Here is a 14,930-nt window from a genome sequence, read left to right as displayed (position 1 = left end):
ATTGATGTGCCCCTCGCAAGGGGCGAGAGACAGCTAAAGGGCGGGATTATAGCGTAAACATGGCGGGAATGACCCGGCGGTTGTTTACACCGGTCTGTCGCAACAGAACGCTTCGCATGGTGGTGCCTTCACTTGATCCAGAGGCTTCCGTCCTCGCTCTGGCGATAAATGGTGTAAGGCAAGATGACAGTGTCCAGTACGCCGGAAACCACAATGTCGAGAAAGATCAGTGGAATAGAGCCCACTTGGGCTGAACCTGCCGTCTGGCTGGGTGGCGAGTTGAGTATGCAGAAGTCGTAGGCCAGACCGCTGTAGACACGCGGTATGGATTGACAGTAGGTCTGCCTTTTCCGCAGATCCTTTGCCGTTTCAGCCTCATCCTGAAAGACCGTAACGACGGTTCCGCAGCCGGATAAGGCCAGTGCGACAGCACCCATCGCCATACTCATTTTTATAGTCACAAGCTGCCCTCCGAAAACGTCAGGCAAGCTAGCATCGCGACTATTCAGGGCATAGCTCATGAATCTGAGGATGATGTAGGACAGTTCATAAAAACTTGTCCGCCAGATCTCGGGAGATTGCTCGCGAAGGCGATTCAGGCAGCGCTGGAGATATCTCTGGGCAGACGCTGATCAATAACCTGATACAGCGCACTGCCCTCTGGCCAGTTACGCATGAACCTTGCCCGATCCCGCGCATAGGCTGGGGCAAAGCTGCTTACCGAAGTGTGCTGACGCATCGCATCCAGATCGATCAGCGCCCAACGGTCCTGCTGCCAGAACAGATTGTGCCCTTTGAAATCACCATGACTGATCCGCTCGCCAATCAGCTCGGCGAACAGATGATCCAGCGCCAGCAGCTCAGCTTCAGGCGCATCGCCGCTCTCAACGTAGGGCGCAAAGCGCTCGATAATGTCCGGCCCCGGCAAAAATTCAGTCACCAGGTAAGCCCGACTCCGCAGCCAGAAAAAACGCTTCTCCAGCATCGCCAGTGGCTTGGGTGTCGCAATGCCAAGGAACGCCAGGCGGTTACCTTCGCGCCAGGAGTGCCAGGCACGGCTCGGACGCCAGAAGCGTTTGAGCCAGTGAGCGAAGCCTTTGATGTTGTAGCGCTTGATTACCAGCGTGCGACCATCAATCTGGACTTTTCCTACGCTCGCAGCGCCACCGGTTTTATAAAGATGCCCCTGATCAAGCAAGGCGTCTGCCTGATCCAGCACCGGCAACATCGCCGCCTCTTCTTCTCGCCGTATAGCCCGCAATCCAAATGCGCCGCGCTGGACGCTGAACAGCGTGCACTCGCGCCCCACCTTGTCCAGGAAGTCTTTGAGCCGCCAACTACGCACCTTGTTGATCTGCTTTTGCAGCGCCTCCATCGGTAACGCATGTTCGCCATTGCTCAGCAGGTAATACACCAGCAGCTCTTCGGTGAACGGTTCCAGGGATTTAGGCAACTGGGCAAAAAACACACCCAGGTTTTCCAGCACTTTCTGTCGTGAAAGCGGCTGTCCCGGTGTTTCTGCACAGATACCGGCACCATCAATCAGGTACAACCGACCGCGCTGACGCAGCAGGTTGTCCAGATGCAGGTCTTCCTGCCACAAGCCTTTTCGATGCAGCTGGCCAATCGCGCCCAGGGCATCGGCCAACACCGCCGATTGCTCGTCCGCGAGCATTGGCAGGGATTCGACCTGTTGCCAGGCATCCCCCAGGCTGTGGGCACCTTCGAGAAAATCGAACAGCAGCCAACCACCCTCACCCTCTTTCAATCCATCGGCGAGCAGCAAGGGTGTTGTCAGTCCTTGATCAGCCAGCAAACGCACGCCGTTGAGCTCACGCTGAAAGTGTCGCGATGCTTTGCTACCGACCAGCAACTTGGCCAGCACCGGCCGACCACGCCACACACCGGCACCGACATAGCGCTGTCCCGGCAACACTCGCAACAAGGTCAGCAACTGCAAGTCAGCAGGCCCGGCAGCATCTGCCAGTGAGATGCTCAGCGGCAGGCTCGGGCTGCGCCCCGCGTTTTTCAGTTCGGATAAACGCATCAACGCACTCCCTTGTAACTGCGCCGCGCGGTCAGCCGCACCAGCCAGGTGTCGATAAGCGAGCTGTCCGGCGATTGAACCAGGTAGGCCGCCAGCAACTCGCGCAACTGAGCGTCGTTCCACTGTGGCGCTCGGCGCAGTAACGGTTCCAGGTCCTTGACCCGATCACGAAGACCGAACAGCAATGGCCGGGTCTTTTCCAGATCGATGAGCTGGGCTTGATAACCGTCGCCGGTCGCCTGAAGAAAAATGTGTTTGGGGTAAAAGCAGCCGTGAACCTGACGAGCGCCGTGCAGGCGTCGAGCCAACTGCCCACAGGCGTTCATGATCGCCGAGTGCTGCGCCTCGCTCAGCTCCGACCAGCGCTGCAACAGCGAATCCAGATCGTCCCAGCCATCCAGCGCACGGGTCAGCAGAATCGCCCGGACTTCACCCTCGACCTTGCGTTCGCCGTAGAACGCGGCTTTCAGTGCTGGAATTCCAAGGTTTTCGTAACGACTGATATTGCGAAACTCACGAGAGAAACTTGGCTCGCCAAAGGGCGCATGCAGCGTGCGCATCTGATAGTTGCTCTGGCGCTTGAGGTAGTAGCCATGACCTTCAAGATCCAGGCGAAACACGCTGCTCCAGCCACCGCGCGCGGTGTTGGGTTCATCCACCGCCTCGAGTTGCTTGGCCCAGAGCGCATCAAAATTGCCGAGCCCGTGACGCTCCAGCAGCGCACGGTCTTCAGCCGCCAGAAAGTCAGTCATTCGCGTCCCTCGAAAAATCTTACAACGTGCCGAATGCGCTTTTTGTCCGCGTCATTCAGACGATCACGTTGGCGATACTGCAGGTAAAAGCGCAGGCGCTGAGTGGCCGACAGTTGATACTTGGCGACTTTGTCGAGGCACGCCAGATCCTTGGTAATACGGTACTTGAGCCAGAAACCGCGCCAGAAATCCCCGTTGGGGCAATCGATCAGGAACAGTCGGGCCTGATCATCGATCAACAGGTTGCGCCATTTCAGATCGTTATGGGTGAACCGGTGGTCGTGCATGATCCTGGTATAGCCAGCCAGTTGCCGGCTCACGGTATCGACCCATGCACGATCTCGCAGCTTCGGATCGTGCCGCTCGGCCAGGACCGACAAATCTTCGGTATGCGGCAATTCACGGGTAATCATCGCCCCGCGATCATAGGCCGCGCCGCGCCGTTCCAGCCCCCAGGCCACGACTTCGGCTGTCGGGATACCCCACTTGGCGAAGCGTTTGAGGTTCTGCCACTCGGCTTTGACACGAGGCTTGCCCAGGTACCGACGCAAGCCCTTACCGGCACCGACGTAGCGCTTGACGTAATAGTTGACGCCATTGCGCTCGACCCGGATGACTTCGGACAACGGGTCGCGGGTCAGGCGCTCGCCCTGAAGCGAAAACACCGCTTCGAGACTGCCGAAATCTTCTGCCAGGTCGCTGTAAGCCGGTTCAAGTTTCCAACCCGACATCAGAGCGCGTCCCCGTATCGCTGCTTACGATCGTAAAGCTTGTTGGCCTTGCCTTCGAGCCAGGCCAGCAACGCCGCTTCTTCCGCCAGGATCTGGCGCAGCGGCTGCTGAAAGTAGCCTTTTAGAAAGCGCAATTTGTCGCGTTGGGTGAGGCCGATATCGAGGGCCGAAAAATACAAGGCGGCCAGGTCTTTGTTGCGCCAGCGTTGAGTGATCGCCGGGCGAGTCTGGGCTCGATGCAGATCGATGATCGAGAGCTTGAAGTCTCCCGCCGTCACGGGTTTGTCGATGTGCAGCAGGAAGTGGCAGATGTAGCAGTCGCGGTGGTTGACCCCGCCGCGGTGCATCATGCCGGTCATGCGCGCCACTTCGGCAATCAATGCGCGCTTGAGTGCGGGTTCCGGCGGCTGCTTGCGCCAGTTGATGCTGAAGTCTTCGAGGCTGACGGTCGGCGCCAGTTCTTCGGTGACGATAAACGAATGCTGGTCTGCGGGGTTGCTGCCCTTTTCGCCATAGGCGACAGCCGTCATGGTCGGCACACCGACTTCTTTGAGGCGCTCAATGGCCTTCCATTCCTGCCCGGCGCCGAGCACCGGCAGCTTGGCCGTGAGCAGGTTCTTGAAAATCTCGCCCCAACCGATGCCACGGTGAATCTTCACGAAGAACCCATTGCCATCAACGACGGTACGCAGGGTCCTGCGCGCTTCGAGTTCGCGATACACCTCGCCCTCAAGGCGTTCGACTTCGGTAAAAGGATCGCGTCCAGCCCACAGGCTCTTGAACGGTTCAGCCAGCATCAACTTCATTAAGCGTGCTCCGCCAGAATCACATCGGCCGCGTGCTGCGGCATGCTATAGAGGTCGGCCGTCTCAGCGAAGGCCAGACCGTTGCGGCTCCAGGCCGCGCGGGCATGAGGATCTTTCAACATATCGGTCAGGTAACGGTTCAGCTGGGTCTGATCGAAAGGCTCGTCCAGCACCAGGCCAGCGTCGGCCTCGGCGATGTAATGGGCATAACCACACACCGCACTCACCAGCACCGGCAACCCGGCCACCACGGCTTCGAGCAACACGGTTCCGGTGTTTTCGTTGTACGCCGGGTGGATCAACAGGTCGGCGCCCAGCAGAAAACGCGGAATGTCGCTGCGTCCCTTGAGGAACGTCACGTTATCGCCAAGCCCCAGCGTCGCGCTCTGCATCTGGAATAATTTGGGGTCGTCCTGGCCAATTACAAACAGCCGGGTACGTTTCTTCAGATCAGCGGGCAATGCGGCCAGGGCTTTCAGGCTGCGATCGACGCCCTTGGTCTTGAAGCCGGAGCCGATTTGCACCAACAGCAGCTCGTCGTCTTTCAGGTTGAATTCGCGACGAAATTCAGCGCGAATCTCGGCCGCATTCGGCGGCGCACGACGGTCCTGGGAGATGCCCGGCGGCAGCAAATGGAAACGCTCCAGCGGTGTGTCGTAATGCTTGATGAACAGCGGTTGCTGAACTTCGGAAATCATCAGGACTTCGGTCTTGGCGTCCTTGGCGAACACCGCACGCTCATACTCGGCAAAATGCCGGTAGCGGCCCCAGCGACGGTAAAGGGAATTGCGCAGGTTCTGCGCCTTGTCCTCGAAGCACCCGTCGGCGGCGTAGTAGACGTCCAGACCCGGCATTTTGTTGAAACCGATCAATCGGTCGACCGGGCGCCTGGCCAGGTCCGCCGCCATCCACTCGCTGAGCTTTTCGTTGCGGCGATGGTTGAAGAACGCTTTGACCGGCGCCACCAGCACTTCGAAACCGGGCGGAATGTCGCCTTCCCAGATGAGCGTATAGACGCGGATCTGATGACCACGCTGCTGACACTCCAGCGCGATGCGCATGAAGTCACGCTGCAAGCCCCCGAATGGAAAATACTTGTACAAGACGAATGCCAATTGCATCAGCGCAGCTCCTCAGCCAGTAACAACGTGCTCAGTCGGGTCGCGACACGCTCGGGATTCAAACGCGTGAAGCACAGGGGCCACTCGCGTTTCAGGTCGAACCGACGAGCATCTTCAGCCGTCGGTTGATAAGTGCATTTCTTTTGCAGGCACGGCGCACAGGGGAAATCGCTCGCCATGTGAATCTGGGACTTGCCGTAGGCACCGGTCAGGCCGGGGTTGGTTGGGCCGAACAATGAAAGCGTCGGCACGTCCAGCGCGGCCGCCAGATGGCCCAGACCGGTGTCCACTGCCACACAGGCTTGCGCCCCGGCAAGCACTTTGCCAACGCCCGCCAGGTTCAGCTTCGGTAGCACTTCGACGTGTCGCATGTCTTTGGCGATGCGCTCGGCCCTGGCTTTCTCTGCCGGGTTGCCCCACGCCAGTTTCACCCCGACGCCCAGATAGCCTACGCGCTCGGCCAGCTCGCGCCAGTACGCCTCCGGCCAGTGCTTGGTGTCCCAGGTGGTTCCGTGCAGGAACAGCACGTAAGGATTTTTGCGTGGCAGCTCCACCAGTCGTTCAACGTTCAGGCCATAGTCGCCCAGGCCTTTGGGCAAGTCATAACCCAGGGCCACGGCGAACAACTGACGCACACGCTCGACCGCGTGCTGCCCACGGGCGACGGCAAGACGCCGGGAATAGAAGCGCGCAGCGATCGGTTCACGGGCGGAGTTTTTGTCCAGCCCGGCCACCGGCGCTTTGACGTAACGGGTCAGCAGCGCACTTTTCAGCAAGCCCTGGGCATCGATGACCAGATCGTATTTCGTGGCGCGAACGCTTTGCTTGAAGCGCTTCCACTCGCCGCTCTTGAGGGTCTGCCAGATGTTCTTGCGCCAGCGACGGATCGCCACCGGAATCACCTTGCCCACGGCGGGATGCCAGGTCGGAATTTCGGCGAAACCTTCTTCCACGACCCAATCGAACTGGATGCCAGGAATTGCCCGTGCCGCGTCAGTCAGCGCCGGCAACGCGTGGATCACGTCACCCAGCGATGAAGTCTTGATCAACAGTACCCGCAAACTAATTGACCTCGACCACAGTGCCCTGCAACCGCTGCAAGGCTTCGTTCACCGCTTGCGGCATGAGCTGGCGCAAGCAGTTGTAATGACCAAAGCGGCACGTACGGTCGAAGCAAGGGCTGCATTCAATGCCCAGGCGAACGATTTCGACGTGCTCGGCCAAGGGTGGCGTGAAGCCTGGCGACGTCGAGCCGTAGACCGCAACCAGAGGACGGTTCAGTGCGGCGGCGACGTGCATAAGGCCCGAGTCGTTAGACACCACCGAGTCGGCGCAGGACAGCAGATCAATGGCTTCAGCCAGGGACGTTCCGCCGCTGAGGTTCACCGACTCCTCGCGCAGGCCAGGGATCAATCGGGCGCGAATGTCTTCGCCCACCGCGTGATCGTTTTTAGAGCCGAACAACCAGACCTGCCATCCTTCACGAATCTTCGTTTCGGCGACCTTGGCGTAATGCTCGGACGGCCAGCGCTTGGACTCACCGAACTCGGCGCCTGGGCACAGCGCCAATACCGGGCGGTCGAGGGTCAGGCCGAATTTGGCCAGAGCCGCCTCGCGGGTGACCGGATCGATCTGCAGGGTTGGCCGGGGATAGGGTTTCGGCAGCTCGGCGCCGGGCTCGTAAGCCAGCGCCATGAAGCGCTCGATCATCAGCGGATAGCGTTCTTTATCCAGCGTGCGCACGTCATTGAGCAGGCCGTAGCGAAACTCGCCACGCCAGCCTGTGCGTTTGGGAATGCCGGCGAAGAACGGCACCAGCGCCGACTTGAGGGAATTGGGCAGCAGGATCGCCTGGTCGTACTGGCCGGCCAGGGATTTGCCGATGCGCCGGCGGGTCGCCAGCTCGAGAGCGCCGTGGCCGAGCGGAAAGCTCAAGGCCTGACGGACTTCGGGCATGCGTTCCAGAATCGGCCGGCTCCACTCGGGGGCCAACACGTCGATTTCGCATTGCGGGTGGCGCTGTTTAAGACACTGAAAGAGTGTCTGCGCCATCACCATGTCACCGACCCAACTGGGCCCAACGATCAGAATTTTCATGTGGTTTCCAAAAACGAACCGGGGAGGCTTACGCCTCCCCGCCTCGAGAATCACTGTGGAAGCATGCAGGCTTGCGATGGGTCATCACCTTCAACATGACTGTCGACTGTCACTCCGCTATCGCGAGCAAGCTCGCTCCCACATTGGGTATTGGTGCACATCCAGTGCGGTGCAGCTTAGCTGCCTCAATCTACAAAACAATGAAGATCTACTGTGGGAGCAAGCCATGTGGCGAGGGGATTTATCCCCGTCGGGTCGCGAAGCGGCCCTAAAAAATGGGACTGCTGCGCAGTCCAACGGGGATAAATCCCCTCGCCACATGGCTCGCTCCCACAGGGTAATACGGTGCTGCCAATCTCCGGTTTTAGCTTAGCCCCAACTCGCGCCAGATTCGCAGCACCTGCCGTCGTTCGTCCGCGAACTGATCGCCAGGTATTACGCCAGCATCCTTCTGCAAGGCCTGTCGGTGCGCGGCAGAACGATAGGCTTTATAGGCCTCGCGCAACAAACCGGCGTCTTCGGCGGGCATCAGCCCTTCCTCCTCCAACCCTTCCAGAATGCGGATATTGTCGGTCCAGCGCAGCAATGACGGGTGCGTTTCGGACCACGCCAGGGCCGCGTATTGCACCATAAATTCAATATCGACGATACCTCCGGCATCCTGCTTGAGATCGAACGGCGCGGTGGCTTCGAAAGCATTTGTCCCGGTGCCGGCCGCCGTGCTCTTGCTGCCGAGGTTATCGCGCATCTTGGCGCGCATCTCGCTGACCTCCTGGCGCAAGGTCGGCAAGTCCCTTGGTTTACCCAAAATCGCCGCACGGACTTTCTCGAACGCCTGCCCCACATCCTGACTGCCCAGCAGTACTCGCGCCCGCACCAATGCCTGGTGCTCCCAGGTCCAGGCTTCGTTTTCCTGATAACGCGCAAACGCACCCAGCGAACTCACCAGCAAGCCCGACGCACCGGATGGTCGCAGGCGCATATCCACTTCATACAGCTGGCCCGAGTTGGTTTGGGTCGTGAGCAAGTGAATGATCCGCTGCCCGAGCCGGGTGAAGAACTGGGCCCCATCAATCGGTTTTGCCCCGTCCGTTTCTGCCTGCGGATCACCGTCGTGGATAAACACCAGGTCCAGGTCGGAACCATGCCCGAGTTCCAGTCCGCCGACTTTCCCATAACCGACAATGACGAAGCCGGGATCGCACAACGTGCCGTCAGTGCGCAGGGGCGTGCCATATTTGGCCACCGTTTGACGCCAGGCCAGTGCCAGCACTTGCTCCAGGATCGCTTCCGCCAGCCAGGTCAGGTAATCACTGACTTTCATCAGCGGCAGGCTGCCGGCGATTTCCGAGGCGGCAACACGCAAGCGGTGCGCCAGTTTGAAATGGCGCAGCGCTTCCATTTGCTGCTCGAGGTCGTCTTCAGGAATTCGTGTCAGGCGTTCGCGCAGCTCGGCGGCCAATTCCGGCGCCAGGGGCGGCTTGAACAACCGGCCTTCGTTAAGCAGTTCGTCGAGCAACAACGGGAAGCGGGTGATCTGCTCGGCAATCCACGGGCTCGCGGCACACAGGGTTAGCAGGCGGCGAAGTGCACCCGGGTTTTCGGTCAGCAACACCAGGTACGCGGAACGACGGGCGACAGCCTCCACCAATGGCAATACCCGCTCCAGCACCAGGTCCGGGTTGGCGTGCTCCACGGCCTGAGCCAGCAGCCGCGGAATAAAGGCGTCGAGCCGTTCGCGACCGAGGCGCTGCATGGCGCGCAATTGCGGGCTGCCCCGCAGACTGGCCAAGGTTTTCAAGGCTTTTGAAGCGTCCGCAAAACCTCCGTCCTCCAACTGGCGGCAAGCGGCTTCTTCATCCTGAGCCTCTTCCCACAGCGGCAGCCACTCACCCCCGACCACCACTTCGCTCTCGGTGCCTTCCTCTTCGTCGGGATCGGCGATCACCTGACCGAAGTGCCAGGCCACACGATCGCGCCAGTACATCAATTGCTCGTGGAAGGCAGGCCAATCGGCAAAACCCATCATAAAAGCAATGCGCGCCTGATCCTGCGCGCCGTCCGGCAACATCTGGGTCTGGCGGTCGGCGATCGCTTGGATCGCATGTTCGGTGTAACGCAGGAATTCGTAGCCTTCGCGCAACTCGCTGATCACCGCGGGTGGCAGGTACCCCTGGCCTTCCAGTGTGCTCAGTACTTTTAATAGAGGGCGTTGTTGCAAGCTCAGGTCGCGACCGCCGTGAATCAGCTGGAAAGCCTGAGCGATAAATTCGACTTCGCGGATGCCGCCAGAGCCGAGCTTGATGTTGTCAGCCATGCCCTTGCGGCGGACTTCCTGCTGGATCAGCTGCTTCATGGTGCGCAGCGCTTCGATGGCCGAGAAGTCCAGATACCGTCGGTAAACGAAAGGACGCAGCATCTCCTGCAATTGCGCGCCGGCCACCTGATCGCCGGCCACCACCCGCGACTTGATCATCGCGTAGCGTTCCCAGTCGCGCCCCTGATCCTGGTAATACTGCTCCAGCGCATTGAAGCTCAGCACCAGGGCACCTGCCGAACCGTAGGGCCGCAGGCGCATGTCAACGCGGAACACGAAGCCGTCGACAGTCATGGGGTCCAGCGCTTTGATCAGGCGCTGACCGAGGCGTATGAAAAATTCCTGATTATCCAGCGAGCGCTTCACACCGACGGTTTCGCCGCCCTCGGGGTAGGCGAAGATCAGGTCGATGTCCGACGACAGGTTCAGCTCGACCGCGCCAAGCTTGCCCATGCCCAGGATGACCATTTGCTGCGCCTCGCCGCTGCGCCGTCCCGTAGGTACACCGAACTGCTGGCAATGGCGCGCGTACAACCATTGATAGGCCTGATCGATGCTGGCATCGGCCATGTCCGAAAGGTCGCGGCAGGTCTGGACCAGATCGGCCTGCCGGGTCAGATCGCGCCAGATGATCCGCACCTGATGGCGGGTGCGCTGCCGACGCAAGACACGCCCCAATTCGTCCTCGGTTTCAGCCAGCCCTACTGCCGCCGCGATCTGCGCACACAGTTCACCGGGGGCAAAGCCACGGTCGAGTTCGCCGGACTGCACCAGTTCAAGCAGCATTAAAGGGTCACGCACACTCTGTTCGGTGACAAAGTCGCTGGCGGCGGTAATACGGGCAAATTGGGCCCAACGTTCAGGCGTCCAGCCGGACAGGTTCGAGTCGCCATCGAGTGCAGCGACGGCTTCACGGAACGACTGCTCGGCACGGGTGACAAACGGCAGGAGTATGGCGGGCAGTTCGGCAAGCGAAGGGAGGCTCATGGTCTATCCTTGATCGGCGTGTAACGGGCTGCATGTAGTGATTTTCGAAAACCCACTACCTGATCGACTGTCGAACAAAGGTTAGAAATAGCTGAAATTCTTTTAATGTTGGCAGCGATCATCAAGCTTTCACCTTTTTCGGTTGGCAAAAGACCAACCTTAACGATTATTCTCACAACGCAGCTGGAGGCCACAAGCCGCTCATCTGTAGTTTTACTACTCGTCTATACATTCGAAAGGCTGAAATGCCCGAAGATTTGTAGTAAAACTACACGCCGCCGGAACAACCTCTCGGCAATCCAAGAATTTATATCGTCTGCCCACAAGGCCAGTCGCAAACTCAGGCAACCGATTCTGGAAGCCTTTCCGCCCTGGAGCAAGCCATGCAAGACCTCGATCCCGTCGAAACCCAGGAATGGCTGGACGCCCTGGAATCGGTTCTCGACAAAGAAGGCGAAGACCGCGCTCACTATCTGATGACCCGTATGGGCGAACTGGCGACCCGTAGTGGCTCGCAGCTGCCATACGCCATCACCACGCCTTACCGCAACACGATTCCTGTGACCCACGAAGCACGCATGCCTGGCGACCTGTTCATGGAACGCCGCATTCGCTCGTTGGTTCGCTGGAACGCGATGGCCATGGTAATGCGTACGAACCTGAAAGATTCTGACCTCGGCGGTCACATCTCCAGCTTCGCCTCCAGTGCGACCCTGTATGACATCGGCTTCAACTACTTCTTCCAGGCCCCGACCGAAGAACACGGCGGCGACCTGATCTACTTCCAGGGCCACACCTCGCCAGGCGTCTATGCCCGCGCGTTCATGGAAGGCCGCATCACCGAAGACCAGATGAACAACTTCCGCCAGGAAGTCGACGGCCAGGGCTTGTCGTCCTACCCGCACCCTTGGCTGATGCCTGACTTCTGGCAGTTCCCGACCGTATCTATGGGTCTGGGCCCGATCCAGGCGATCTACCAGGCACGCTTCATGAAGTACCTGGAAGCCCGTGGCTTCATCCCTGAAGGCAAGCAGAAAGTCTGGTGCTTCCTGGGCGACGGCGAGTGCGACGAGCCGGAATCCCTGGGCGCGATCTCGCTGGCTGGCCGCGAGAAGCTCGACAACCTGATCTTCGTCATCAATTGCAACCTGCAGCGCCTCGACGGCCCGGTTCGCGGCAACGGCAAGATCATCCAGGAACTCGAAGGCGTATTCCGCGGTGCTCAGTGGAACGTGACCAAAGTCATCTGGGGCCGTTTCTGGGACCCACTGCTGGCCAAAGACGTCGACGGCATCCTGCAACGTCGCATGGACGAAGTCATCGACGGCGAGTACCAGAACTACAAAGCCAAAGACGGCGCGTTCGTGCGTGAACACTTCTTCAACTCGCCAGAACTCAAGGCGATGGTTGCTGATCTGTCCGACGACGAGATCTGGAAGCTCAACCGTGGCGGCCACGACCCGTACAAGGTCTACGCGGCGTACCACGAAGCGGTCAACCACAAAGAACAACCGACTGTCATCCTGGCCAAGACCATCAAAGGTTATGGCACCGGTGCCGGCGAAGCGAAAAACACGGCGCACAACACCAAGAAAGTCGATGTCGACAGCCTGAAGTTGTTCCGTGATCGTTTCGACATCCCGGTCAAGGACGAAGAGCTGGAAAACCTGCCGTTCTTCAAGCCGGAGCCAAACAGCGCAGAAGCCCGCTACCTGAGCGAGCGCCGCACTGCATTGGGCGGTTTCGTGCCGCAACGTCGCGCACAGAGCTTCAGCGTGCCGACCCCGCCACTCGATACCCTCAAGGCCATCCTTGACGGTTCGGGCGACCGTGAAATCTCCACCACCATGGCCTTCGTGCGGATCCTCGCGCAGCTGGTCAAGGACAAGGAAATCGGCCCACGCATCGTTCCGATCATCCCGGACGAAGCCCGTACCTTCGGTATGGAAGGCATGTTCCGTCAGTTGGGCATCTACTCGTCCGTCGGCCAGCTCTACGAGCCAGTCGATAAAGACCAGGTGATGTTCTACAAGGAAGACAAGAAAGGCCAGATTCTCGAAGAAGGCATCAACGAAGCAGGCGCCATGAGCTCCTTCATCGCCGCTGGTACTTCGTACTCCAGCCACAACCAGCCAATGCTGCCGTTCTACATCTTCTACTCGATGTTCGGCTTCCAGCGTATTGGCGACCTGGCCTGGGCCGCTGGCGACAGCCGCACCCGTGGCTTCCTGATCGGCGGCACCGCCGGCCGGACCACGCTGAACGGCGAAGGCCTGCAACACGAAGACGGTCACAGCCATATCCTGGCCGCTACCATCCCGAACTGCCGCACCTTTGATCCAACCTACGGCTACGAGCTGGCGGTGATCATCCAGGACGGCATGAAGAAGATGACCGAAGAGCAGCAGGACGTTTTCTACTACATCACCGTGATGAACGAGTCCTACCAGCAACCTGCCATGCCGGCCGGTGCCGAGGAAGGCATCATCAAGGGCATGTACCTGCTCGAAGAAGACACCCGCGAAGCGGCGCACCACGTACAACTGATGGGCTCCGGCACCATCCTGCGTGAAGTGCGTGAAGCGGCGAAGATTCTGCGTGAAGAGTTCAACATCGGTGCTGACGTCTGGAGCGTTACCAGCTTCAACGAACTGCGTCGCGACGGCCTGGCCGTTGAGCGTACCAACCGTCTGCACCCGGGCCAGAAGCCTAAACTGAGCTACGTCGAAGAGTGCCTGAACGGCCGTAAAGGTCCGGTCATCGCCTCCACCGACTACATGAAACTGTTCGCTGAGCAAATTCGTCAGTGGGTCCCGTCCAAGGAATTCAAAGTCCTGGGCACCGACGGTTTCGGCCGCAGTGACAGCCGTAAGAAGCTGCGTCACTTCTTCGAAGTCGATCGTCAATTCGTGGTGTTGGCAGCCCTGGAAGCATTGGCTGACCGTGGTGACATCGAACCTAAGGTCGTGGCTGAAGCCATCGCCAAGTTCGGTATCAACCCGGAAAAACGCAACCCACTGGACTGCTGAGGAGACACTCTGTGAGCGAACTCATTCGCGTACCTGACATCGGCAGCGGTGAAGGTGAAGTAATTGAACTGTTTGTGAAGGTCGGCGACCGTATCGAAGCCGAGCAGAGCATTCTGACGCTGGAATCGGACAAGGCGAGCATGGAAGTGCCTGCGCCGAAGGCCGGTATCGTCAAAAGCCTGAAAGTAAAGCTGGGCGATCGCCTGAAAGAAGGCGACGAACTGCTGGAGCTGGAAGTCGAAGGTGACGCTGCGCCAGCCCCTGCGGCGGCCGCTGCACCGGCGGCCAAGGCTGAAGAGAAACCGGCTGCCGCACCTGCTGCTGCCGCGCCAGCCGCTGCACCTGCTGCCGCTTCGGTTCAACAAGTGCACGTGCCGGACATCGGCTCGTCGGGCAAGGCCCAGATCATCGAGATCCAGGTCAAGGTCGGCGACACCGTCGAGGCTGATCAATCGCTGATCACCCTGGAATCCGACAAGGCCAGCATGGAAATCCCGTCGCCTGCCGCGGGCGTGGTCAAGGCCATCAGCGTCAAGCTCAACGACGAAGTCGGCACCGGCGACCTGATCCTGGACCTGGAAGTGGCAGGTGCTGCGGCGCCTGCTGCTGCCGCTCCAGCTCAGGCAGCTGCACCTGCACCGGCCGCTGCGCCTGCTGCAGCGGCAGCTCCGGCGGCACCGGTTGCCGATAGCGTTCAGGACATCCACGTTCCGGACATCGGCTCGTCGGGCAAGGCCAAGATCATCGAAGTCCTGGTCAAGGCTGGCGACACCGTTGAAGCCGACCAGTCACTGATCACCCTGGAATCCGACAAGGCGAGCATGGAAATTCCATCGCCTGCCGCTGGCGTGGTGGAAAGCGTTTCCATCAAGCTGGATGACGAAGTCGGTACCGGCGACCTGATCCTCAAGCTGAAGGTCAACGACACCATCAAGACGGGGCTGAACAAGGTCAAGCCGAGCCTCGATACCTACATCAGTGCGGCCGAACGCATAGTCGGGCTGGCGCTGGAAAATCCCGACGCCGCGCAAAAAGACCTGGGC

11 protein-coding genes are annotated in these 14,930 nt (G+C 59.7%); 2 read left to right on the top strand and 9 right to left on the bottom strand.

Features of this window, described 5'->3' with window-relative positions:
- Positions 1-128 precede the first annotated feature (128 nt).
- The 9 genes from GBC55_RS08700 to glnE all read right to left on the bottom strand — a co-directional run bounded on the left by GBC55_RS08700 (position 129) and on the right by glnE (position 10,858).
- Entirely contained in the window at positions 129-461 is a 333-nt protein-coding gene (locus GBC55_RS08700) for a YceK/YidQ family lipoprotein (RefSeq protein ID WP_162437160.1), read from the bottom strand.
- A 134-nt stretch (positions 462-595) separates the two neighbouring features.
- Positions 596-2,047 (bottom strand): lipopolysaccharide kinase InaA family protein, encoded by a 1,452-nt coding sequence (locus tag GBC55_RS08695; protein WP_162437161.1) that lies wholly within the window; start codon positions 2,045-2,047, stop codon positions 596-598.
- Entirely contained in the window at positions 2,047-2,799 is a 753-nt protein-coding gene (locus GBC55_RS08690; protein ID WP_162437162.1) for a lipopolysaccharide kinase InaA family protein, read from the bottom strand. The genes GBC55_RS08695 and GBC55_RS08690 overlap by 1 nt, the downstream gene beginning before the upstream one ends.
- Positions 2,796-3,530 carry a lipopolysaccharide kinase InaA family protein gene (locus tag GBC55_RS08685; RefSeq protein ID WP_162437163.1) on the bottom strand — a complete coding sequence of 245 codons (735 nt, stop codon included), beginning with the start codon at positions 3,528-3,530 and terminating at the stop codon, positions 2,796-2,798. Before GBC55_RS08685 ends, GBC55_RS08690 begins: the two co-directional genes overlap by 4 nt.
- Positions 3,530-4,336, bottom strand: a complete 807-nt coding sequence (rfaP, locus tag GBC55_RS08680) for a lipopolysaccharide core heptose(I) kinase RfaP (protein ID WP_162437164.1) — start codon at positions 4,334-4,336, stop codon at positions 3,530-3,532. Before rfaP ends, GBC55_RS08685 begins: the two co-directional genes overlap by 1 nt.
- Positions 4,336-5,457, bottom strand: a complete 1,122-nt coding sequence (locus GBC55_RS08675; protein WP_162437165.1) for a glycosyltransferase family 4 protein — start codon at positions 5,455-5,457, stop codon at positions 4,336-4,338. Before GBC55_RS08675 ends, rfaP begins: the two co-directional genes overlap by 1 nt.
- Complete coding sequence (gene waaC, locus GBC55_RS08670) at positions 5,457-6,518, bottom strand: lipopolysaccharide heptosyltransferase I (RefSeq protein ID WP_162437166.1); 1,062 nt, start codon at positions 6,516-6,518, stop codon at positions 5,457-5,459. The genes GBC55_RS08675 and waaC overlap by 1 nt, the downstream gene beginning before the upstream one ends.
- Before the next feature lies 1 nt (position 6,519).
- A complete protein-coding gene (gene waaF, locus GBC55_RS08665) occupies positions 6,520-7,554 on the bottom strand; it encodes a lipopolysaccharide heptosyltransferase II (protein WP_162437167.1) in 1,035 nt (344 codons plus the stop codon).
- Between the two features lie 364 nt (positions 7,555-7,918).
- Positions 7,919-10,858, bottom strand: a complete 2,940-nt coding sequence (gene glnE / locus GBC55_RS08660; protein WP_162437168.1) for a bifunctional [glutamate--ammonia ligase]-adenylyl-L-tyrosine phosphorylase/[glutamate--ammonia-ligase] adenylyltransferase — start codon at positions 10,856-10,858, stop codon at positions 7,919-7,921.
- Between the two features lie 383 nt (positions 10,859-11,241).
- On the opposite strand from glnE, the gene aceE reads away from it, so the two are divergent.
- A complete protein-coding gene (aceE, locus tag GBC55_RS08655) occupies positions 11,242-13,887 on the top strand; it encodes a pyruvate dehydrogenase (acetyl-transferring), homodimeric type (protein WP_162437169.1) in 2,646 nt (881 codons plus the stop codon).
- 11 nt (positions 13,888-13,898) lie between these two features.
- Positions 13,899-14,930 (top strand): biotin/lipoyl-containing protein (locus GBC55_RS08650; protein ID WP_348650977.1); only part of this gene is annotated, 1,032 nt, incomplete at its 3' end.

Source organism: Pseudomonas sp. TNT3, assembly GCF_010095445.2.
Taxonomy (GTDB): Bacteria; Pseudomonadota; Gammaproteobacteria; order Pseudomonadales; family Pseudomonadaceae; genus Aquipseudomonas.
The sequence above is the reverse complement of the archived record's forward strand: the minus strand, read 5'-3'. Positions and strand labels throughout refer to the sequence as shown.